The organism is Actinoallomurus rhizosphaericola, assembly GCF_024055675.1.
In the GTDB taxonomy this organism is placed as follows: domain Bacteria; phylum Actinomycetota; class Actinomycetes; order Streptosporangiales; family Streptosporangiaceae; genus Actinoallomurus; species Actinoallomurus soli.
On record NZ_JAMXMW010000006.1, the window covers coordinates 107,799 to 129,343 of the forward strand.

20 protein-coding genes are annotated in these 21,545 nt (G+C 70.5%); 11 read left to right on the forward strand and 9 right to left on the reverse strand.

Translation table 11 applies throughout. The features are described 5' to 3' along the window. Window positions 1-783 (forward strand): thioesterase II family protein, encoded by a 783-nt coding sequence (locus NE234_RS15895; protein WP_252781056.1) that lies wholly within the window; start codon window positions 1-3, stop codon window positions 781-783. Beyond that, a complete protein-coding gene (locus tag NE234_RS15900) occupies window positions 776-1,294 on the forward strand; it encodes a GNAT family N-acetyltransferase (protein ID WP_252781057.1) in 519 nt (172 codons plus the stop codon). Before NE234_RS15895 ends, NE234_RS15900 begins: the two co-directional genes overlap by 8 nt. A gap of 32 nt (window positions 1,295-1,326) precedes the next feature. Here the strand turns inward: NE234_RS15900 and NE234_RS15905 are convergent, their stop codons facing one another. Beyond that, window positions 1,327-1,980: a hypothetical protein gene (locus NE234_RS15905; RefSeq protein WP_252781058.1), complete on the reverse strand. Its 654-nt coding sequence runs from the start codon at window positions 1,978-1,980 to the stop codon at window positions 1,327-1,329. Window positions 1,981-2,223: 243 nt separating this feature from the next. On the opposite strand from NE234_RS15905, the gene NE234_RS15910 reads away from it, so the two are divergent. After that, window positions 2,224-2,988, forward strand: a complete 765-nt coding sequence (locus tag NE234_RS15910) for an NYN domain-containing protein (protein ID WP_252781059.1) — start codon at window positions 2,224-2,226, stop codon at window positions 2,986-2,988. A 103-nt stretch (window positions 2,989-3,091) separates the two neighbouring features. Here the strand turns inward: NE234_RS15910 and NE234_RS15915 are convergent, their stop codons facing one another. Then, window positions 3,092-4,333 (reverse strand): helix-turn-helix domain-containing protein, encoded by a 1,242-nt coding sequence (locus NE234_RS15915; RefSeq protein ID WP_252781060.1) that lies wholly within the window; start codon window positions 4,331-4,333, stop codon window positions 3,092-3,094. A 129-nt stretch (window positions 4,334-4,462) separates the two neighbouring features. On the opposite strand from NE234_RS15915, the gene NE234_RS15920 reads away from it, so the two are divergent. The 4 genes from NE234_RS15920 to NE234_RS15935 all read left to right on the forward strand — a co-directional run bounded on the left by NE234_RS15920 (window position 4,463) and on the right by NE234_RS15935 (window position 6,509). Continuing rightward, entirely contained in the window at window positions 4,463-4,759 is a 297-nt protein-coding gene (locus NE234_RS15920) for a hypothetical protein (RefSeq protein ID WP_252781061.1), read from the forward strand. An 83-nt stretch (window positions 4,760-4,842) separates the two neighbouring features. Beyond that, on the forward strand, window positions 4,843-5,016 hold the full coding sequence (locus NE234_RS15925; RefSeq protein ID WP_252781062.1) for a hypothetical protein: 174 nt from the start codon (window positions 4,843-4,845) through the stop codon (window positions 5,014-5,016). Between the two features lie 267 nt (window positions 5,017-5,283). Beyond that, window positions 5,284-5,826, forward strand: a complete 543-nt coding sequence (locus NE234_RS15930) for a DUF4240 domain-containing protein (protein ID WP_252781063.1) — start codon at window positions 5,284-5,286, stop codon at window positions 5,824-5,826. Between the two features lie 125 nt (window positions 5,827-5,951). Continuing rightward, complete coding sequence (locus NE234_RS15935) at window positions 5,952-6,509, forward strand: isochorismatase family protein (protein ID WP_252781064.1); 558 nt, start codon at window positions 5,952-5,954, stop codon at window positions 6,507-6,509. A gap of 99 nt (window positions 6,510-6,608) precedes the next feature. On the opposite strand, the gene NE234_RS15940 is transcribed toward NE234_RS15935, so the two are convergent. From NE234_RS15940 to NE234_RS15955, 4 genes are all read right to left on the reverse strand, one after another. Continuing rightward, a complete protein-coding gene (locus NE234_RS15940; protein WP_252781065.1) occupies window positions 6,609-7,643 on the reverse strand; it encodes an alpha/beta hydrolase in 1,035 nt (344 codons plus the stop codon). Between the two features lie 2 nt (window positions 7,644-7,645). Further along, window positions 7,646-10,354, reverse strand: a complete 2,709-nt coding sequence (locus NE234_RS15945; protein ID WP_252781066.1) for an MMPL family transporter — start codon at window positions 10,352-10,354, stop codon at window positions 7,646-7,648. Window positions 10,355-10,367: 13 nt separating this feature from the next. Beyond that, window positions 10,368-12,107 carry a fatty acyl-AMP ligase gene (locus NE234_RS15950; protein WP_308206892.1) on the reverse strand — a complete coding sequence of 580 codons (1,740 nt, stop codon included), beginning with the start codon at window positions 12,105-12,107 and terminating at the stop codon, window positions 10,368-10,370. Between the two features lie 161 nt (window positions 12,108-12,268). Next, window positions 12,269-14,512 carry a substrate-binding domain-containing protein gene (locus NE234_RS15955; RefSeq protein WP_252781067.1) on the reverse strand — a complete coding sequence of 748 codons (2,244 nt, stop codon included), beginning with the start codon at window positions 14,510-14,512 and terminating at the stop codon, window positions 12,269-12,271. Window positions 14,513-14,723: 211 nt separating this feature from the next. On the opposite strand from NE234_RS15955, the gene NE234_RS15960 reads away from it, so the two are divergent. Next, entirely contained in the window at window positions 14,724-15,845 is a 1,122-nt protein-coding gene (locus tag NE234_RS15960; protein ID WP_252781317.1) for a sensor histidine kinase, read from the forward strand. A 73-nt stretch (window positions 15,846-15,918) separates the two neighbouring features. Here the strand turns inward: NE234_RS15960 and NE234_RS15965 are convergent, their stop codons facing one another. Next, window positions 15,919-16,815, reverse strand: coding sequence for an RNA polymerase sigma-70 factor (locus NE234_RS15965; RefSeq protein WP_252781068.1), 897 nt, complete (start codon window positions 16,813-16,815; stop codon window positions 15,919-15,921). Next, window positions 16,812-18,017: an NAD(P)/FAD-dependent oxidoreductase gene (locus tag NE234_RS15970; protein ID WP_252781069.1), complete on the reverse strand. Its 1,206-nt coding sequence runs from the start codon at window positions 18,015-18,017 to the stop codon at window positions 16,812-16,814. Before NE234_RS15970 ends, NE234_RS15965 begins: the two co-directional genes overlap by 4 nt. Window positions 18,018-18,361: 344 nt before the next feature. Here NE234_RS15970 and NE234_RS15975 point away from each other — a divergent pair, with 344 nt between their 5' ends. Beyond that, window positions 18,362-18,901 carry a hypothetical protein gene (locus NE234_RS15975; protein ID WP_252781070.1) on the forward strand — a complete coding sequence of 180 codons (540 nt, stop codon included), beginning with the start codon at window positions 18,362-18,364 and terminating at the stop codon, window positions 18,899-18,901. 47 nt (window positions 18,902-18,948) lie between these two features. Here the strand turns inward: NE234_RS15975 and NE234_RS15980 are convergent, their stop codons facing one another. Further along, on the reverse strand, window positions 18,949-19,347 hold the full coding sequence (locus NE234_RS15980; protein ID WP_252781071.1) for a VOC family protein: 399 nt from the start codon (window positions 19,345-19,347) through the stop codon (window positions 18,949-18,951). 153 nt (window positions 19,348-19,500) lie between these two features. Here NE234_RS15980 and NE234_RS15985 point away from each other — a divergent pair, with 153 nt between their 5' ends. Together NE234_RS15985 and NE234_RS15990 are read left to right on the forward strand one after the other, a co-directional pair. Then, window positions 19,501-20,640: a glutathione-independent formaldehyde dehydrogenase gene (locus tag NE234_RS15985; RefSeq protein ID WP_252781072.1), complete on the forward strand. Its 1,140-nt coding sequence runs from the start codon at window positions 19,501-19,503 to the stop codon at window positions 20,638-20,640. Window positions 20,641-20,679: 39 nt separating this feature from the next. Next, entirely contained in the window at window positions 20,680-21,354 is a 675-nt protein-coding gene (locus NE234_RS15990; protein WP_252781073.1) for a response regulator, read from the forward strand. The last annotated feature ends 191 nt before the right edge of the window (window positions 21,355-21,545 follow it).

Genomic DNA, 21,545 nt, shown 5'->3' on the forward strand with positions numbered 1-21,545 from the left:
GTGCCGGGCTGGATCCGCACCTTCCAGGCCCGGCCCGCCGCGGCCACGCGGCTGATCTGCTTCCCCCACGCCGGCGGGTCGGCGGCGTTCTACCGGCCGTGGGCCCTGGCGGCCACGGAGCTCGACGTCCGCATCGCGGAGTACCCCGGCCGGGCGGACCGGCTGTTCGAGCCCCTGGTCGACGACGCGGTCGAGGTCGCCCGCGCCGTCACGGAGGCGCTGCTGCCGCTGCTGGACCGGCCGGTCGCGCTGTTCGGGCACAGCATGGGAGCGACCATCGCGTACGAGACGGCCCGCCTGCTGGCCGCGCGCGGCACCCCGCCGGCGCACCTGTTCGTCTCCGCCTCCCGCGCCCCCGACGACCGCCCGGTCAAACCGGCCGAGGAGGTCATCCACGACAAGGACGACGACGTCCTCGTCGCCGAGTTGGTCCGGCTCGGCGGGACGGACGCACAGGCCCTCGCCGACCCGCAACTGCGCGAACTCGTCCTCCCGTACATCCGGAGCGACTTCCGGCTGCTGGAGGGCTACCGGCACGCGCCCGGCCCGCCCCTCGACGTCCCGATCACCGCCTTCACCGCGGACGCCGACCCGGTCGTCACGCCCGCGCAGGCCGAACGCTGGGCGGAGGTCACCACCGGCGCGTTCGCGCTGCAGGTCTACCCCGGCGACCACTTCTACCTGCTCCCGCACGGGGACGCGCTGCTGGCGGCGATCCAGGAACGCGTCGCCGGCCGGTCCGCACCGTCGCCCTCCAGGGAGAGGGGTCGCGCCCATGGCTGATCCGGTGCGGCTGCGCCCGGTCGAGGAGGACGACCTGCAGATCCTGGAGGACCTGACCCAGGACCCGGAGAAGGCGGGGACGTTCGCGCGGTTCGGGTGGTTCGACCCGGGGCGCTACCGGCGGCGGTGGGCCGAGAGCGGTCTGATCGGCGACGACGGCGGGACGCTGATGGTCGTACGGGGCGAGGAGCGGCTGGGCTTCGTGGCCTGGCGCCGCCGGCAGACGACGCCGGCGGCCCACTGCTGGAGCATGGGCATCGCGCTGCTGCCCGAGGCCCGCGGCCACGGGTACGGCACGGAGGCGCACCGGCTGCTCGCGCGCTACCTCTTCGCCCACACCACGGTCCACCGGATCGAGGCGGACACCGAGGTGGAGAACATCGCCGAGCAGCGGGCGCTGGAGAAGGCGGGCTTCTCCCGCGAGGGCGTCATGCGCGGCATCGGCTGGCGCGACGGCGCCTGGCGAGACGGCGTGACCTACAGCCTGCTGCGGACCGACCCGCCGGTCTGACTGCGCCGATCGGCGGGATCAGGCCCGGCGGGTCAGGTGAAGTTGACGCCGTCCGTGATGGGCTGGATGGTGCCGAGGACGATGGAGTCGCAGATCGGCGGCTTCTGGCCGCTGTCCCCGGAGTACGTGAGCGGGATCCAGGAACTGTTCCAGGCGACACCGAGACCGGAGGTGACCCCGCCGCAGTCCGGGCCGGTGTGCCACTTCATTCCCGCGAACACCGAGTTCCCGGCGCGCAGCGCGATCGTCCTCCCCCTGCCGGGGTAGTTCTGGCGCGTCGCCGGCAACGGCCGATAGTCCGGCCCGCCCGCGCCGATCGGCGCCCACCCGGCCGGGATCAGGCACTGGTGATTCGACCGGTTGGTCAGAATCAGCATGCCGATGCCCTTCTCCTCGGAGTTCGAGTTCTGCACCTGAAGATCGGCGCGAAGCTCGGCGGCCATGCAGGTCGGCATGGTCCCGCTGTTCGAGGCCGTCGTCGTGTGACCCGTCGTACCTCCCGCGTTCCCACCACTGCTCCCCGTGGACGAGGCCGACGACGACGCGGTCGGGCTGGACGACGGCTGCTCCGCGTCGAAGGGGGGCTTCGGCTTGTCCCCGCCGACATTGCACCCGGTGACGGAGAGGGCGACCAGACCGCCTCCGCAGGCGAGAACAACGGCGGAACGCAGGCGCTTGAGCTTCATTCGTGAGCCTCCCAGCGGAATCAGATCCGGAACACTGAAGGAGATGCCCGCGCCCCGGCGAGAGTTCGCCGTGACATCCCGGCTGATCAGCGGAAACGCGGTGATCGTCTTCACACGAACTTCGTACGCGTCCGTGCCGTCCGCGCGCGAAAGCGTCACGCTTCGCTCACGGTGCCATCTTTTCCGTGATCGTCGGCGTCTCATCTGTCGCGAAGGGCATCCGATCCCGCCGAAAGGAACGCCATGGCGGACAACAACGGGAACGACCAGGTCGCACTGTTCATCGACCTGGAGAATCTGTCGATCAACGCGAAGACGACGCTTCCCGGCCAGGTGACGAACCCGGTGCCGTACAAAGTGCTGGAAGGGCTGTGCCGCCGCTACGGGCACGCGTCGATCCGGCGAGCGTACGCCGACTGGTCGAAACCGGAGTTCGCGCGGTTCCTCAAGGATCTGGACCTCAACGGAATCGACCCGATCCAGGTCGTACGCCTCGGCGCGCAGCAGAAGAACGCGGTCGACATCCACATGTCGGTGGACGTGATGGAGGTGCTGTTCACCCGGCCCGAGGTGACGACGTTCCTGCTGGCCACCGGGGACAGCGACTACGCGCCGCTGGTGAAGAAACTGCGCGGCTTCGGCAAGCACATCGTCGGCATCGGCACCGAGGCCAGCGCGAGCAACCGCCTGATCGCCAACTGCTCGGAGTACAAGTACTGGGGCACGCTGGTCGCGGAGGTCGACCCGGTGGCCCGCGCGACCATCGGCGACACCTTTCCGATCGCCGAGGCGAAACGGCTCGTCCTGTCCGCGTTAGAAGAGAGCGCGACGCCCGAGGCGAAGGGCGCCTGGCTCAAGTCGAAGATGCGCACCCTGGACCCGTCCTTCGACGAGAAGAACTACGAATGCCGCAGCTTCCGCGAGTTCCTCGGCCGCCTGGAGGGCGTCGTGACGGTCACGACCTCCAGCCACGGCGACATGATCGTCACTCCCGTCACCCGCAAATGAGGCTGCAGCCGGGTCGGTCTTCGCGCTCTGCGCTGTGCCGTCAGGAGGGACAAGTCCCTCCTGACGGCACAGCCCGGATCGCAAGACATCGCCGATCGCGTGTTCAGCCGGCGATCTGTTCTCCGACCTCCACGACGCAGGGATGCGTTGGCCACTTGGCGGCCATGCGCGCGTGTACGCGAGCGATTTCTCCGAGGGTCCTGGTGCCTCCGGTCACCGAGACGATCGCGTGGGCGTGCCGCAACCCCGCCGACGCGGCGTCGGGTTCGCCTCCGGCGGCGAAGGCCGCAGCGGCTCGGACGCGATACCAGGCGACCCACTCGGAGTCGCGTACGGCAGGAGCCAAAGCCTCGATGGCGTCCGAGATCGTATCGGCCGCCCGGATGGAGGCGGTCGAGCCGTCCGCCAGGTAGGACAGGATCAGGCCCCGCTGCATCCGGAGGTATTCCGGCCCGTAGAAGTAGAGGGAGTCCGGGTCGTCACCGGATGTCCTGCCGGCAAGGACCTCTTCGGCCTCACCAATGGCCTCGATCGCGCTCTTCTTGTCGCCCATGATCGCGAGTGCGCGGCCTCGTTGCTGGATGGCGACGGTCCGGGTTCCGGTGGCCGTGGCCGTCCTGGCCGCTGCTTCCGAGAGGGCGGCCATCGAGCCGATATCACCCGTTACCCATGCCAGGTGACCTTGCATGGAAAGGGCGGTGGCCGCCAGGTCCTCCTTGCCTGCCTGAATGCCGAGCCGTAGCGCCTGGTCGTACAAGGCGCCAGCGGCGTCGTGATGACCGGTGGCGGTATGGAGCCAACCATTGAACTGCGAGGCTTCAGACGCGGTGGCGGCCAGATCGTCGGCCAGAGAACCACGTGCCTCCCGGAGGATCCGAACGGTGAGCTTGAGTTGCTCCCCCGCCGGTTCGATGATCGCCGCAGACCCGATCATGTCCTCGATACGGCGCTGACCTGCGAGAGTCCCGCTCAGATCGGCGACGACGGCAGCATCGACGCGTGATGGGCGGCGCGCGGATCGGATCAACCGATCATTATCGTCAGGGGTCCGCTCTCGGTGGTCGCCCTTCCCGATCACGGCCGAAACCTCGCCGCGGCGGACCGCCCTTGTGATCGATGCGGCCTCCTCCAACATGCTCAACTCGGCACCGAGCGCGATGGCTAAAGCGGGGAGATGAACGGTGGGGATACGCCCACCGCGTTCATAGCGCGAAATGTCCCAACGCGTCAGATTGCCTCCTGAGATGCCGTTGACCCGTTCCGCCAAATCGGCCTGGGACAACCGCATTTCGGCGCGTAGACGCGCGAGAAGCAGGGCGATCGGGAGTCGCGTTCGCTCATTCATACGACGGCCTCCGTCAGGGGCTGTGGGCCTGTCGGCGGCCCACGGTCGGGGCTCCTCCCATCATGCCGCAGCGCGCGTGAAATGGGACGCACAGTCACCGACTCAGCACATACGGCAAGGAGGTCGCGCATGGAAAGGGAGACTCACCCCTACAGAACGTGGAGCCACGTCCAGAAGGTCGATCGGCTGACCGAGCTATGCCGGGAGCTGATCAAGCGCGGAATCCGGGTCGAGATGAGCGACGCGCGTCCGGCCTTGTCGGCGCGGTTCAGCCTGACAACGCCTCGCTTGTCGGTCCAGATGGTCGATGGTGCGTTCGTGTGGCGGCGCGACGACACGGACCGGCATGCGGCCGACGATGTGCCCGGGGCGGCACACCGGATCGCCGACTTTCTCAAGGCACGTGACGGGAGCGGCGCGTCATGACGGAGGCGACTGCGGCGGGCCGGCGCGTTCCCTCGTCGACCGTTCGGGGAGGTACGTCCCGCCGGTCCTACAGCGGCTCTTGGATGAACCCCGATCCTGCCTGGGTGATCTCACAGCGGTTCCCGGGTCTCATCTTCTGGTTCGGCCGGAGCACCAGATCATGGTGGGCGGTGGTGCGGGTTCCGGCCGGGTGGCGGCTGGTCGAGGCGGCCGACACCGACCAGCTCACCCGAGCGGTACTGGAAGCGCGCACCTGACCGTGGCCTCGGGCGACATGATCCGGGGACTCATCTGCGCGCCGACCTTCCAGCGAAGGCGGACCCCGAGTCGGCCGCCACTGCGGCCTCCTTGCCGTCGCAGCTGACCCGATCTCGTCCCACTTGTGCGCTCTGCGCCGTCAACACCGACGGCAAGCATCAGTACGTCGACTCGCGAGCCGCAGGTCAACGGTCATGGTCCAAGTCCGATCGGAAGGTCAGAGACGGGTCGTCGCGTTTGTCGGAGGGGGTGATTAGCATCCGCGGATGACTGCTGATCAGGATGGTCAACGCTTTCCGACGCCGGATGAGGAAGTGCGGTTCTGGGGCCTGCTTGAAGCCGCGTGGGAACCGTTGGGTGACGACGTCGATCAGGCGCGGCGGGCATTGGCGAGCCGCGTGCCGGACGATGATGGTGACTCCGCGCTCGTCTCCATCATCGATGGTGCCTTCGAGAATTTCCTGCGCAACCTCACGGAGCAGAGCCGGGAACTATCAGCGGCAGAGCTGACCGAACTTGATCGAGTCCTTGAGCGAAAGCTCTATGACATCGACCGCGCAGACATCCAAGCGGTCACCGACGGCTCCGACGACGGCTTCTTGTATGCCCGAGGCTTCATCGTCGCACTCGGTCCTGCCTACTACGCCGCGGTGGTCCGCAATCCTGAAATGGCTGTGCTTGATGCGGACTGTGAGGAGATGTGCTATTTCTTTGCCCACCTGCACCACCAGCGGTTCGGTGGCTTCCCGCAGACCGGTTCGGGAATCACGCGAGAATCGTGTTCGAATCCCGCCGGCTGGCACTTCTGACCCCATCCTCGGCATCTCGCGAGCACCGGTGATCGCCGGCCACCGAGTTGTGAGTGCCGAAAACGTCAGGACGGCAGCACGGTTGGCCACGCTGGGAGCCTCCCGGGCGCTGCGATGATGGCGGCATGTCCGAACCGGCGAGCGCCGGCCCCGCACCGGTCGAGGCCCTCGTTGTGATCGATATGCAGAAGGGCTTCCTCGCAGGAGATGCGGCGGTCGCGGGAGCCGACCGGCTGATCGCTAACGTCTCCGACCTGCTTCTCCGGGCTCGCCAGGCCCAGGCCCTCGTGATCCATCTGCAGAACGACGGCTCGGCGGGGGCGGTCGACGAGCCCGGCCGGCCTGGCTGGGAGCTCTGCCTCACCGGCGTGGATGAGGCCGTCGTCCGCAAGACCTCGGACGACGGCTTCGCCCATACGCCCCTCGGCGCACTCCTCGAGCGGCGCCGGGTGCGGCGCATCGCCATCGGCGGCCTGCTCTCGGAGATGTGCGTGAGCGCCACCGCCCGCACCGCTCTGGCCCGGGGCTTCTCCGTCGTACTGCCGCGTGACGCTCACTCCACCTACCCACTCGACGACATACCGGCGCACGTCGTCGCACGGGTCGCCGAACACAGCCTCGGCGACGAAGTGGAGCTCGTCGGCACCTCCGCCGCCGTGGACTTCGTCGCGCCGCCCGCCTGACCGATTCGGCGTAAATCCGGCCGGTCCACCGCAAAGGCGTATCAACCGCCACCACAGGCCGCCGGCGTCACGCGCCCCGGCGGTGCGGGGCGGCGGGGGTCAGACGCGCTTGGCGCCGATGGCGGCCATGATCTTGGGCCAGGCGGTGTGCATCTCGCGCTTCCAGGCGGGCCAGGAGTGCCGGCCGTCGCCGTAGATGTGCGAGGTGATCGGAACGTGGAGCTCCTGGGCCTTCTGCAGGAACGTCACGTTCGTGGCGCCGACCATCCGCTCGCTGAGCAGGCCGATGTCCCAGGGCGCGGTCTTGGGATTGTCGCCGGGGCCGGGCTTGCCGGTCGTACCCGACGAGATGTAGACACCCGTGCCCTTGAGCCGCTGGATGAGGTACAGCGGGTCGTGCTGGCGCCAGTTCACGTCGTCCAGGCCCGGCACGCCCCAGATGCGGAACGGGTCCGTGCCGTCGTTAGCGCCGACGATCGTGAACATCAGCAGCGCGGGCACGCCCGGCGACCGGATCGACAGCACGCCGCTGTACGAGGCGGCGTACCGGTACAGGCCCGGGTAGCGCTCGGCGTACGTGATGGCGCCCTCGCCGCCGGAGGAGTTGCCCATGACGGCGCGCGCGGTCCCGGCGTGGTAGGCACGCTCCACGATCTCGCGGACCTCCGTGGTGTGGAAGGTCTCCCACTGGGGGGTGCCGTACTTGCCGTAGTTGTACCAGTTCGTATATGAGCCGTTCACGCCGCCTTCCGGCATGACGACCATGACGTTGTACTTGTACGCGTAGGTCTCGATGTCGGTGCTGCGGGTCCACGACTGGTAGTGGTCGCGGCCGCCGTGCAGGGCGTACAGCACCGGGTACCGCTTGGTCGTCGAGGTCTTCCAGCCCTTCGGCACCAGGATCCGCACCTTGACCGACTCGCCGAGCGCGACCGACTTCACCGTCAGGTCGACCTCGTGACTGGTGAGCCACTTCTGCGAGGTGACGCGCGCCCCGTCGCTCGCCTTGGCGGTCGTCGGCACCTTGTTGCTCGGCTTGCTCGCCGCGTCGGCGGGCGACGCGCCCGCCATGGCGACGGCCAGGGCCGCACCCATGGTCGACGCGATGGCGCGGCGGAGCGGAGTTCCTGGCATGCTCAATCCTCCGGTGTCTTCCAGTGCCACCCGGGGCCGTCCGGGTTGGGAACGATCTCTCGCTGGGGACGGGGGGCGCTCGGGCCGCCTTCCGCCTCCTCGCGTGTCTCGCGGGACGCCAGGGGCCGGCCGTTGACGGCGGCGACCCGGCGCAGGACCTCGTCGGCGAACGTCGGCGCGCCCGCGTTCTCGGACTCGTCGGTGAGCGTCGGCTCGCCCATGCTCTCGAGCTCTTCGGCGAGCGTCGACTCGCCGGTGCTCTCGGGCTCGTCGGCGGCGGACGGCTCGGGGAAGGCCGGGGGCTGCGGGACGGGCCGCAGCGCCCTCCGTTCCGCCCTCAGTTCGGCCAGCCGCTGCGACTGCCGCCGCGCCCTGGGCGCGGGGGCCGCCGCGACGAGCGCGGGCTCCAGAGGCTGGGTCCCGTCCGGGGCCGGTGCGTCCTCCTCGGCCGCAACCCGCTCCACGACAGGCGGCTCCCCCGAAGCATCCTCCGCGGCCGGCGGCTCCTTCGCGGCGCTCTCCGCGGCCGGTGGGGGCCCCTCCTCGGCCTCGTGTTCGCCGAGGTCGATGCGGGAGTGGAGGGCGCGCAGGGGGCGGGGCAGCCACCAGTTCGCCGGGCCGAGGAAGCGCATCGTCGCCGGGACGAGCAGCATCCGGACCAGCGAGGCGTCGACGACGATCGCCACGAACATCCCGACGCCGATGAGCTTGACCAGGGTGATCTCCGCCGTGGAGAACACCGCGATCACCACGAGGAACAGCACCGCGGCGCTGGAGATGATGCCGCCCGTACGCTGCAGGCCGATGGCGACGGACCGGGCGTTGTCCCCCGTACGGTCCCACTCCTCGCGGACCCGGCTGAGCAGGAACACCTCGTAGTCCATCGACAGCCCGAAGACCGTGAGCAGGACGAGGATGATGGTCGTCGGCTCGGTCGTGCCGGTCGGGGTGAAGCGCAGCAGGCCCGCGAGGTGGCCGTCCTGGAAGCCCCACACGATCGCGCCGAACGACGCGCCGAGGGACAGCAGGTTCATGGCGACGGCCTTGAGCGGCAGCACGATCGACCCGAACGCCATGAACAGCAGCAGGAACGTGACCAGCCCGATCACCGCGCCGACCATGGGCAGGCCACGCCGGAGGCTGTCCATCATGTCCATCTGGGCGGCCGTGGAGCCGCCCACGTCGGCGTACAGGGCCTCGCCCTGCGGCGGGACGGCGCGGATGCGGCGGACGAGGTCACGGGCCTGGTCGCTCATCGCGGCGTACCGGTGGCGGACCGAGATGCGCACCGCGGCGTACTTGTCGGCGTACCCCGTGATCTCCACGCTGGTGACGCCGGGCAGGTGCCGCAGCCGGTCCTCGTAGTCGGTGATGAAGGACGGCACCGGCCGCTTCTTCGACGGCACGAAGTTCTTCGGGATGAGGTCGCCGGACAGGACGACGTCGATCGGGTCCTTCGAGCCGGTCGGGAACTCCCGCTGGAACGCCTCGTACAGCCGGCGGTTCGGGCTGCTCGTGGGCAGCACGCGCACGTCGGTCGAGCCGAAGCGCACGTGCAGGAACGGCGTGGTCAGCACGCCGAGGATCGCCATGACGCCGACGAAGAACAGGATCGGGTGGCGCATGACGCTGGTCGCCAGGCGGTACCACGGGCCGCTGTCCCGCCGGACCCCGCGGGACCGGCGGCGCCAGGGCATCCGGCCGAACTCCACGCGGGGGCCGAGCAGGGCGAGCAGCGCGGGCAGCAGGACCAGCGCGCCGACGATCGCGACGGCGACGACCGCCATGCCGCCGAGGCCGACCGAGCGCAGGAACATCTGCGGGAACAGCAGCAGGCCGCTGAGCGCCGTCGTCACCGTGATGCCGGAGAACGCGATCGTGCGGCCCGCGGTCGCCATCGTGTTCGCCAGGGCCGTCGGCCGGTCGGCGCCGCGCGCCAGCTCCTCCCGGAACCGGTTGACGATGAACAGCGAGTAGTCGATCGCCAGGCCGAGGCCCATCATCGTGATGACCTCGGCGCTGAAGGACGAGACGTCGGTGACCATCGTCAGCAGCCGAAGGACGGTGAACGCCCCGACGATGGAGAACGCCCCGACGACGAGCGGCAGCCAGAACGCCCCCAGGCTGCCGAACACCAGCAGCATCAGGACCAGCAGCACCGGGAAGGAGATCGTCTCCGCGCGGGCCAGGTCGCCCTGCGTCTGGGTGTTGAACTCCTTGGCCAGCGGCACGCCCCCGCCGACCCGTACGCTCAGGCCCGGCGCGCCGAACAGGTCCTCGATGGCGTCGTACGACGCGGCCTTGGCCGAGTCGTCGCCGGCGAGCTGCACGGCGGCGAACGTCGCGTGCCGGTCCTTGGACGCGAGCTCGGCGACGCGCGGCGTCTGGCTCCAGTACGTCAGGACGCCCCGGATCCGGTTCTGCGGCAGGCGGGCGAGCGTCGTGGTGACGGCGCCGCGGAAGCGCGGGTCGTCGATGGTCAGCCGGTCGCTGCGGTAGATGACGAAGACGTCGGGCGTGGAGTTGCTGAAGTACTGCGCGGACAGCTTGGCGACGAGCGAGGACGAGGAGTGCGGGTCGTCGAAGCCGCCGCTCTTGAGCCGCGCGACCGCGCCCGATCCCCACATGCCGGACAGGACCGCGAACGCCAGGCACAGGGCGAGACAGCTCAGCCGTCGTCGATGGACGAGACGTCCCAGACCGGCGAACATCGCTGCCCTTCGTCTACCGGATCACGGGCAGCGTCCCGGCGAGGTACCGCTCCCGGCAGGCACTGCGCGCGATCTTGCCGCTGGACGTGCGCGGGACCCCACCCGGCTCCACGAGCACGAAGTCGTCGAGCCGCAGTTCGTGGGCAGCGCTCACGGCGCTCCGTACGGCGCGGGCGATGTCCTCCACGGGGACGCCCTCGCCGCGCCGGGCGCGTTCGGCGACGACGACGACCCGTTCGCCGTCCTCGCCGGCGAGCGCGAACGCCGCCACGTGGTCGCGCCGGATCCCCTCGTGCGCCTCCTGCGTGCTGACCTCCACATCCTGGGGATAGTGGTTGCGGCCGTCGACGATGATGAGGTCCTTGATCCGGCCGGTGACGTACAGCTCGCCGTCGTGGACGACGCCGAGGTCGCCGGTGCGGAGCCAGCCCTCGGCGGGCAGCCCGCCGGCCGGGTCCTCCAGGACGGCGCCGAAGACCTCGGCCGTCCGGCCGGGGTTGCGCCAGTAGCCGGGTGAGACGTTCGGGCCGTTCACCCAGATCTCGCCGACCCGGCCGTCCGGCAGCTCGATCCGCGACTCCGGGTCGACGATGGCCACGTGCTGGCCGGTCGGCGTGCCGCAGGACACCAGGACGGTGTCGCCGCCGGGCCGCGCCTCGCCCCCGGCCAGCGCCACCCGGTCGAACGCGGTGAACCGCGGCTCGCCCCGCGTCTTGCTGGAGACGTACACGGTCGCCTCGGCCAGGCCGTACCCCGGCGACTGCGCGGCGGGCCGCAGCCCCGCCGAGGCGAACGCGTCGGCGAACATCCGCACGGTGTCCGGCCGGATCGGCTCCGCGCCGTTCAGCGCGACCCACAGGCCGTCGAGCCGCAGCCGGGCCTTCTCCTCCTCGGTCACCCGTGAGGCGCAGTACTCGTACGCGAAGTTCGGCCCCGCCGTGATCACGTCGTCGTGCTCGGACAGCAGCTCCAGCCAGCGGAACGGCTCCATCACGAACGCCACCGGGTCGGTCAGGACGAGGTGGTTGCCGTGCACCAGCGGCAGGGCCAGCGCCAGGATCAGCCCCATGTCGTGGAACAACGGCAGCCAGCTCACGCCGACCGTCACCCGCGGCCGCGCCTCGTACGCGGCCCACACCTGCAGCGCGTTGGCGGTGATGTTCCGGTGGGTGATCTGCACGCCGGCCGGCGCGCGGGTCGACCCGGAGGTGTACTGCAGGTACGCGACGTCGTCCGGGGCGATCTCCTCGCCCGGCCAGGAGGCGGCGAGCGAGACGTTCACGGTGTCGGCCAGCACGATGTCTTTGGGCCGGGGCGCGCTCTGCTCGTCCAGGAAGCGCTCCACCTGCGGAAGCGCGGACGTCACGGTCACCACCACGGACGGGTCCGCGTCGCCGTACGAGCGGATCAGCCGGTCGCCGTGGCCCGGCAGGTCAGGGGAGAACAGCGGCACGGCGATGAGCCGGGCGTACATCGCCCCGATCATCGTGGTGAGGTACTCCAGGCTCTGCGGCATGAGCAGCGCGACGCGCTCACCGGGCTCGGCGACCTCGCGCAGCCGGGCGGCGATCGCGCGCGCCCGCCGGTGCATCTGCCCCCAGGTGAGCTCCTGCCGCTCGCCCGCCGGGTCGGCGGCGTAGTCGACGAAGGTCAGGGCGGGCGCGGACGGCATCTCGGCCGCTCGGCGGGCCACCGCCGTGATGAGCGGCTCGTCCAGGGCTCCGGGCTCCAGAGGCCGACCACTCAGTGCCACGTCCGCACTCCCTGCCTCGCCACGGCCGCAAGGCCGACACCACCCGTGATCATCGTGACCGCGTGAAGCTATCGCAGTACGCGAAGCCGCCACTTGCCCCCGAGCCCACATTCGCCGCACCGTCCTTGTCACGCCGGTGACAAGCGGAAGAGCCGCAGGGCTCAGCGGCACTTTCGGGTGGAGCAGATTCGCTGGTCGATGATGTCTTGCAGGATCCGCTGCACGTCCGACGAGTCCATCGCGTGGTACGCGGCGCCGTTGGTCTCCTCGGCGATGCTCTGCATCGTCCTCATGTCGACGGACGGGCCGAAGCCGATGGCCAGGACCGGGACCGGCTTGTCGGGGTCGTTCTCCTTCGCGAGCGTGCGCCGCAGCTCCTTGAGGGAGATGCCGGAGGGATCGTCGTTCTTGCCGTCGGTGAGCAGGAGGACGTTGTTGTAGTAGCCCTGCTTGTAGGTGTTCCGCAGCGAGCGGACCGCCGCGAGCACGGTGTCGTACAGACCGGTGTCGCCGTCCGGCTTCGGGCGAATCCGGCCGAGTACGTGGTTGATCGCCTGACGGCGCGTGCCCGATCCCGACCGGGTCGAGAGCGGCCCGATCGGCACGTCGACGCGATAGTCCCGGCTGCCGTCCAGTCTGGTGGAGAACGTCCACAGGCCGACGTCGGTGTCGTCGGGCAGGGTCGCCAGCGCGCTCGTTCCGATCTTCGCGGTCGCCTGCAGGCGGCTCACCCCGCCGCGGACCGGCTCGGCCATCGACCCCGACACGTCGAGAACGCACAGCGCCCGGGCGGTCAGCGACAACTTGCTCCAGACCTGCATCGCCTGAGTCACGTCGTCGGCCGACGGGGTCGGCAGCGCCCGCGGGACCTGGGTGTTCAGCCCGCCGGCGGCGAAGTCCTTGCCGGGACGGCCGTCCGGGGTGCGGAAACCGAGTGCCTGGACGGCGGCCCGCGCCTGTCCGGTGTTCATCGCCTGCGCCAGCAGGGTCGTGGCGCCGGCGCGGGTACGGTCGCCGGTGGTCACCGCGAACGGGTAGTCGAGGTCGAGCACGCCCTCGCGGGGATAGAGCACGGCCGCCGGGGCGGTCGTGGCGTGGTTGTACTTCCACACCGCCTGCTCGGGAGCGATCAGCACGGGAGCCTTGCCGTCCTGGTTCCGTGACAGGCCGGCGAGCAACGCCTGGGTGGTCGGCGAGACGTTCTTCCGCACGTCCTGGACGAGCCGGCCGAAGACCGACAGGGCGTTCGGGTCGCGCTGCAGCAGGACCCGGGTCATGACGACCGTGCCGATGCCGGCCGCCTGACTCGCCGGATCGAGGATCTGCAGCCGGACGGACTTCGCCGAGATCCCGGCCTTCCCACCGGTACCGGAGGAGGGCGACGCCACCGACTTGAGCAGCGTGTCCCAGCTCAGCGGAACCTTCTGCGCGGCCATCGCGGTGGCGAGCGAGCGCGTCGTCGCGACGACGACCGGTGTTCTGGCCACGGAGAGCGGAGCCGGACCGCCCTCGGCCGCGCCCGAGGAGACGTGCGCCATGGCGAGCCAGATGGAGGAGTCGGGGATCCAGACATCCGGCCTGGCCGTCCCCGGTGCCGGCACCGTGCCGGAGAGCGTCCGGGCCACTCCGGCCGGATCCGCCGCCTGCACGCCGGCCTGGACGCACCTGCCGTCGATGGAGTGGTGTTCCTTGTTGAACGTCCGGGTGATCTCCACGATGGCCGGCGCGACCTCCGGTGCCGCGGCGACGTTCAGCGCGATCGGGCTGCCGCCGCACTCCGGCTTGCCGGACAGCGCGTACACGGCCGCCCCGACCAGGAGCACCACGACCGTGACCCCCGCGACCAGACCGGTCAGCACACGGATCTTACGGCGCCGCGCGGCCCGATCGTGTTCCCTGTCGCCGGGACCGAGATCCCAGGGATCCGGAGGGCGGATTCCGGCACCGGCCGTGCCCAACCCGGCGGAGACCGCCGGCCGCTCCCGGGGCCCTGTGGTCTCGCGGGATCCTGCGGTGGTGTGGGGCCCTGTCGTCTCCCGGGGCCGTATGGTCTGGCGGGGTCCGGTGGCAGAGCGCTCGACGCCGGCGGCGGTGTCGTGCCCGAACAGGTCGGGGCGCGTCACCTCCGACGGCGCCTCGGCGGGCCCGCCGTCGTCATCCTCGGCGGGATACGGAGGAGTCGCCGGGCCGTACGGAAGCCATCCGGCGGGCCCTTCGCCGCGCGGTCCGCGAGGTCCGCCCGTGGGCGCCTCGTCGTACGGCTCGTTCCGCCGGTCGCGCGGAGGCGCGTCGTCACCGCTCGCCGCTTCGTACCCGTCCGCAGGCGGTGCGGTGGACGTGTCACCGTCGCGAGGCGCCGCACCGTCGGCCGAGGTCGACTCCTCGAACGTCACGTATTCCGACATACCGCCACGATCAGGTCTCTTGCGGCGGTTTCCGCGCACGACTGCCCTCATTTCGACTGTCGGTGATACGACGCGGAACTGTAGCGCCTGGGATAAGTGTGGCAAAACGGGCTAAATGATGAATCAGCGCTGCGTGACAAGGCATAACATTTCCCCTACCGGTCACCCCGAGGACACCCGGAAGCGCTGCATTACGGTGCAAGACGTGAGAATGCCCCGGCTGCCGCGCGGACAGCGCGCCGACATCCTGCTGGCCGCGGTCGTCGGGGTGCTCGTGGCCCTCAGCACCGTGTGGCACGCGGGAGGTTTCCGCCCCGTCCACGCCCGCGCGTACGCCATGATGGCCGTCGGCGTCGCCGCGCTCGCCGTCCGCCGCCGGGCGCCGGTCCTCGCCGTCACCGTCGTCGGGGTCTCGACCGCCTACTACTACATCGGCCCCTTCCCGGACGGCGCGGAGATGCTCACGTTCGCCGTCGCCTCGTACCTCGCGGCGGCACAGGGGCAGCGGATCGCCGCATACGTCGGGACCGCGGCAGGGCTCTCGGTGTTCGGATGGGCCGAGTTCGCGATCGGGCCGGGCCGCCCCGCGCGGTTCCTCGGCGTCCTCGCCTGGGTGCTCGTCGTCGTCATCGCGGGCGAGGTGACGCGCTACCACCGGGCGTACCTGAGCGAGGCGCGGCGACGGCTCGCCGAGGCGGAGCGCACCCGCGAGGAGGAGGCCCTGCGGCGCGCCACCGAGGAACGCCTGCGCATCGCCCGCGAACTGCACGACGTCCTCGCGCACAAGATCTCACTGATCAACGTGCAGGCGGGCGCCGCCCTGCACCGGCGCGACCCCGAACAGGCGTACGCCGCGCTCAGCGCGATCAAGGACGCGAGCAAGGAGACGCTGCGGGAACTGCGCACGACCCTCGGCGTCCTCCGCCAGGTCGACGAGGCCCAGCCGCTGGCCCCCGCGCCGTCGCTCGACCACCTGGAGGACCTGATCGCCCAGACGAGGAAGGCCGGACTGCCCGTCGACCTCACCGTCTCCGGCGAGCGCGCACCCCTGCCGTCCCCGGTCGACCTGGCCGCCTACCGCATCGTCCAGGAGGCGCTCACCAACGCCGTACGGCACGCCGGCCCGGCGACCGCGACCGTCCTGGTCCGGTACGACCCGGACCGGGTGACCGTGGAGATCGCCGACGACGGGCGCGGCCCCGCCGCCGGCGAGGGCAACGGCATCCGCGGCATGCGCGAACGCGCCACCGCCGTCGGCGGCACCCTCACCGCGACCGGCCGCCCCGGCGGCGGCTTCCTGATCCACGCCACGCTCCCCCTGCCCGCGCCCTGACGGGCGGCGCCGGCCCTGCTCATGATCCCTGGTGCCTGCGGCTCCCCATGCGCACCGACCGCCGGCGCATCCGTCATCGGAGGGTGAGCGGGATCTCGGAATCGACGCGGGTCAGCTTCTCCGGGTTGCGGACGTAGTACAGGCCGGTGATGCGGGCGTTCTCGACGCGGATCGCCATGGCGCCGTCGATCTCACCGTCCACCCGGATGAGGAGCGCCGGGCCGCCGTTGACCACGGTGGGTTCGGCGGTGATCGCGGCCTTGGTCTTGCCGATGCCGCCGAGCATGTAGCGGACGATCTTTTCGGCGCCGGTGATCGGCCGCAGCGCGGCCTGCTTGACGCCGCCGCCGTCGCTCACCAGGACGACCTCGGGGGCGAGCACGTCGAGGAGGGCCTGCGGGTTCCCGGTCTCGAGCGCGCGCCGGAACGACTCCAGGGCCGCCCGGGCCTGGCTCGCCGGAACCGCCTCGCGGGGACGCCGGGCGTCGACGTGCTTGCGGGCGCGGTGGGCGATCTGGCGGACGGCCGCGGGACTCTTGCCGACGGCGGCCGCGATCTCGTCGTAGCCGACGTCGAAGGCCTCGCGCAGCACGAAGACGGCGCGCTCGGTCGGTCCCAGCGTCTCGAGGACGAGCATGAGCGCCATCGACATGCTCTCGGCGAGTTCGACGTCCTCGGCGACGTCCGGCGCGGTGAGGAGGGGCTCGGGCAGCCAGGGGCCGACGTACGCCTCCTTGCGGCGCTTCATCGTGCGCAGCCGGTTGAGCGACTGCCGCGTCGTGATCCGGACCAGGTAGGCGCGCTCGTCGCGCACCTGGTCCAGGTCGGTCCTGACCCAGCGCAGCCAGGTCTCCTGCAGGACGTCCTCGGCGTCGGCCGCCGATCCGAGCATCTCGTACGCGACGGTGAAGAGCAGGTTGCGATGGGCGACGAAGGCCTCGGTCGCCGGGTCGGTGGTGTGGTCGCTCATGCCTGGGCCGCCCGTTCGGTGATGATCGGCGCCTCGCCGTCCCGGGCCTCCAGCAGCCGCCGGCGCTGGGCGTCCTTGGCCCACCAGGTTCGCACGCCGGGCTTGCGCGCCTCGTACCCCAGTTGCCAGACGGTGCTCCGGCACACGAACTCCTTCACCTTCGCGCCCACGCGGCCGCCGAGGTGGAACCTCGTCGCGGTGTCGTTCCGGTGGGAGAACTGGAAGACGCCGAAGCGACGCCCCAGGCTGATGCACTGCCCGGCGAACCCGACGCTGACGGGCGTCGGCCGCTCACCCGCGAGCCGGCTGAGCACCGTCTCGGCGGCCTGCGGGCCCAGCTGGACCGCGGACTGGCAGCCCATCCGGAACGGCAGGCCCGACGGTGCTGCCGAGTCCCCGGCCGCGATGATCCGCACGTCGTCCACGCTCGTCAGCGTCTCGTCGGTGAGCAGGCGACCCAACGCGTCGGTGCTCAGCCCGCTGCGCGCGGCCAGGTCCGGGACACCGAACCCGGCGGTCCAGATGGTGAGCCCGCTCGGCAGCTCGCGACCGTCACCGAGCCGCACACTTTCGCGGGTCACGGCGGTCACGTTCGTGCCGGGACCGTCGAGCACGGTCACGCCGAGCCGGGCCAGCCGCCCGGCTACCGCGCGCCGGCCCCGGGGATGCAGGTACGGGCCGAGCTCCCCGCCGCAGACCAGGGTCACGGCGCGGCCCTTCTCCGCCAGCTCCGCGGCGGTCTCGATGCCGGCCGGGCCGGCTCCGACGACCGTCACCGCGGTCGACGCGGGCGCGGCGTCGAGGACCGGCCGCAGCCGCTGCGCCTCCTCCAGGGTGGCGATCGGATGGGCGAACTCCGCGACTCCGGGCACTCCCGCGTCGGTGCTGTCGCTGCCCACCGCGTAGATCAGATAGTCGTAGCCGACCGTGCCGCCGGCCGCCAGGGTCACGCAGAGCCCGGCCGCGTCGATTCGAGTCACGGTGTCGACCACCAGCCGTACGCCGTCGGCCAGGACCTTCCGGTAGTCGACGACCGCGTCGTCGGATCCGCCTACCAGTTGGTGCAGGCGGATCCGCTCCACGAAGGCCGGGCGGGGGTTGACCAGCGTCACGGTCACGTCGCCGCGCTGCGTCAGGCGATTCGCGGCCATGACGCCCGCGTACCCGCCGCCGACCACGAGGACCTCGGTGTTCTCGGCCATGGTGTCTCCTCCGTCTCAGGGATTCGGCCTCAAGACACCGCGTGATCCACGGTTGTGACATGCGTTTTGATCCAGGCCCCAGAACGGCAGCGACCGGCTGCCTCAGGGCTGGGTGACGGGGCTCGTCAACGATGAAGATGGAGTGTTCGAATGCATGGAAGATGTTCGTCTGGGCACAACAGCAGTTGTACTGTACGCAACATGGCCGCCAAGGAGATCCTCGCAGCGATCCGCGACTTAGAGGCCGCTGGATGGCGTACGCCCAGAGTCCCGGAGCATGAAGCCACGAAGATCAAGCGGACGTTGACACGGTGCCCGCACACCTGCTCCGGCGAGGAGGTCTAGTGAACGTGTACTGGTTCGACGTGAACGTGGCCGGACGTGTCACCGACAGGCACGCCGAGGCGCTAGGAGATGTACTGACAGCCGCCGACGGCATCGACGCGACCGTTCAGGCCGGGGAGGACGGAGGCGTGATCATGTTCTCCCGAGAGGCCGATGACGCGATTCAGGCCATCATCTCTGCTGTCAGGGACGTCGAGGAAGCCGGGATGACCGCCACCGGTGTCACCGAAGATCTTGTGACTGCGGAGGACATCGCTGAGCGAGCGAAGGTAACCGCCGCCTCGGCACGCTACTGGATCACAGGCGAACGAGGACCGGGGGGATTCCCTTCCCCCCGGGTCGCCCGGCCGAAGGCGAGCCTCTACTCATGGGCGGAGGTGTCCACTTGGCTGCACAAGGCGAGACTGGGTGCCGTCGACCACGTCGCCGTTGAGACGGCACAGGCCTGCGCCCTGATCACCGCTGCTCTTACCGTCCGTCGAGGTGTGGCCAACCTGCCGAAGCACGAGCGCCGTTTGGTGACACGACTCGTCGCCTGACCCGTGACCGTTGGCGCCGGCGGAAGAATCGCGTTGCGGACGCCGCTCTATCGCTCGTAGCGCTGGAGGGCCTCCGGGGTGACGGGGGCGAAGAAGTTGACCAGGTTGCCGTCGGGGTCGCGGAACAGCAGCGACCGGTTGCCCCACGGCTGCGTGGTCGGCTCGTTCACGAAGTCGACGTCGAAGCGCTTGAGGTTCTCGTACTCCGCGTCGACGTCGTCGACGCGGAACTCGATGATGACGCTCTGGTTGGCGGCCGGCCGGGGCGCGTTCGCGCCGAGGGCCTGGACCGTGCGGGTGCTCGCGATGGCGAGCGTCCCGACCGGGGTGATGATCTCGGCGAAGTCGTCCGTGGACCGCTTCGCCGCCTGGCCGGTGGCCTTCTCGTAGAAGTCGGCGAGGCGGGCGACGTCCTCGGTGATGACGCGGATCGAGGCGAACTGCATGGCGTACTCCCGTGTGCTCTGAACTGCGATGAGACGACCGTAGAGCGAATACCGGACAGGATCCGCCCGGTATCCGACGCGACGTTTGGGGATTCGTGTCCGGGTAGGCGACCGAGGGACACGTGTGAGCGGTACGGATGGAGGGAGCGTCACGTGAAGGCAGTGGTCTACCGCGGTTCCAAGGACGTACGGGTCGAGGACGTCCCCGACGCGCGGATCGAACGGCCGACCGACGTCCTGGTCCGGGTCACCACGACGAACATCTGCGGCTCCGACCTGCACATGTACGAAGGGCGGACGGACGTCGAAGAGGGCAAGGTGCTCGGCCATGAGAACCTCGGCGAGGTGATCGAGGTCGGCTCGGCCGTCGACCGGGTGAAGGTCGGCGACCGGGTCTGCCTGCCGTTCAACATCGCCTGCGGGTTCTGCAAGAACTGCGAGCGCGGGTTCACCGCGTTCTGCCTGTCCGTCAACCCCGGCTTCGCCGGCGGCGCGTACGGCTACGCGGACATGGGCCCGTACTCCGGCGGCCAGGCCGAGCTGCTGCGGGTGCCGTACGGCGACTTCAACTGCCTGCGGCTGCCGCCGGACGCCGAGGAGAAGGAGAACGACTACGTGATGCTGGCCGACATCTGGCCGACGGGGCATCACGCGACGCAGCTCGCCGACGTCGCGCCCGGGGACTCCGTGGTCGTGTACGGCGCCGGGCCGGTCGGCCTGATGGCGGCCTACTCCGCGCAGCTCATCGGCGCGAGCAAGGTGATGGTCGTCGACCACCAGAGCGACCGGCTCGCGCTGGCCGAGAAGATCGGCGCCATCCCGGTCGACCCCCGCAAGGGCTCGCCCGTCGAGCAGGTCATGGAGCTGACCGGCGGAGAGGGCGCCGACAAGGGCTGCGAGTGCGTCGGCTGGCAGGCGCACGACCCGCAGGGCGACGAGCACCCCGAGCTGACGATGAACGACCTCGTCGCCTCCGTCCGCGCCACGGGCGCGATCGGCGTGGTCGGGGTCTTCGTCCCGGAGGATCCGAAGGCCCCGGGTGAGCTGGCCAAGCAGGGGAAGCTCCCGTTCGACATGGGGCTGTTCTTCCAGAAGGGCCTGCGCATGGGCACCGGCCAGGCCAACGTCAAGGCCTACAACCGGCAGCTGCGCGACCTGATCGCCGCCGGCAAGGCCCAGCCGTCCTTCCTCGTCAGCCACGAGCTGCCGCTTGACCGGGCGCCGGAGGCGTACGAGCGGTTCGACCGCCGCGAGGACGGCTGGACGAAGGTGGTCCTCAAGCCCGCGGCGTGATCGACGCAGGGCCCGGCCCGTCGATGTGATGATGGGCGCGTGCGTTCCCCCATCAGGGTCGTCCTGGCCGACGACCAGACGCTCGTACGGGCCGGGTTCCGGTCCATCCTCGACAACGAGGACGACATCAGCGTGATCGCCGAGGCCGGTGACGGAGCCGAGGCGGTGCGCCTCGCGGCGGCCGAACGCCCCGACGTCGTCCTGATGGACATCCGGATGCCCGTCCTCGACGGGCTGGAGGCCACCCGGCGGATCGTCGCCGACGAACGCCTCCGCGACGTCAGGGTCGTGATCCTCACGACGTTCGACCTGGACGACTACGTCTACAGCGCGCTCAAGGCCGGGGCCAGCGGCTTCATGGTCAAGGACACCGAGCCGATCGAGCTCATCCACGCCGTACGGGTCGCGGCGCGCGGCGACGCCCTCCTCGCGCCGTCGGTGACCCGCCGCCTGATCGGGGAGTTCGCCGCGCGCATCAAGGAGCCGCCGCCGTCCGTCGAGCTGAACGCCCTGACCGACCGCGAGCGCGAGGTCCTCGAACTCGTCGCGGCGGGGCTGTCCAACGACGAGATCGCCGAGCGGCTCGTCGTCAGCCCGGCGACGGCGAAGACGCACGTGAGCCGGGTCCTCACCAAACTGCGCGCCCGCGACCGGGCGCAACTCGTCGTCCTGGCGTACGAGTCGGGGCTGGTCCGCCCCGGTTGGCTCGGCTGAGCCCCGGGCCGGGTCTCCTCCTTCCGGACGAGGCCCTACCGCGCACGCGGTAGGGCCGACGGGGCCGCTGCACCACCGGATGTACGGCAGATGTAACACGTAGCCGGACGCCGTATGACCGCCTGATCCGCTTCGCTACCAGGGTGCCCGGCCCGAGGGGACTCCCACGGGCCCCGTCGCACGAAGACCGC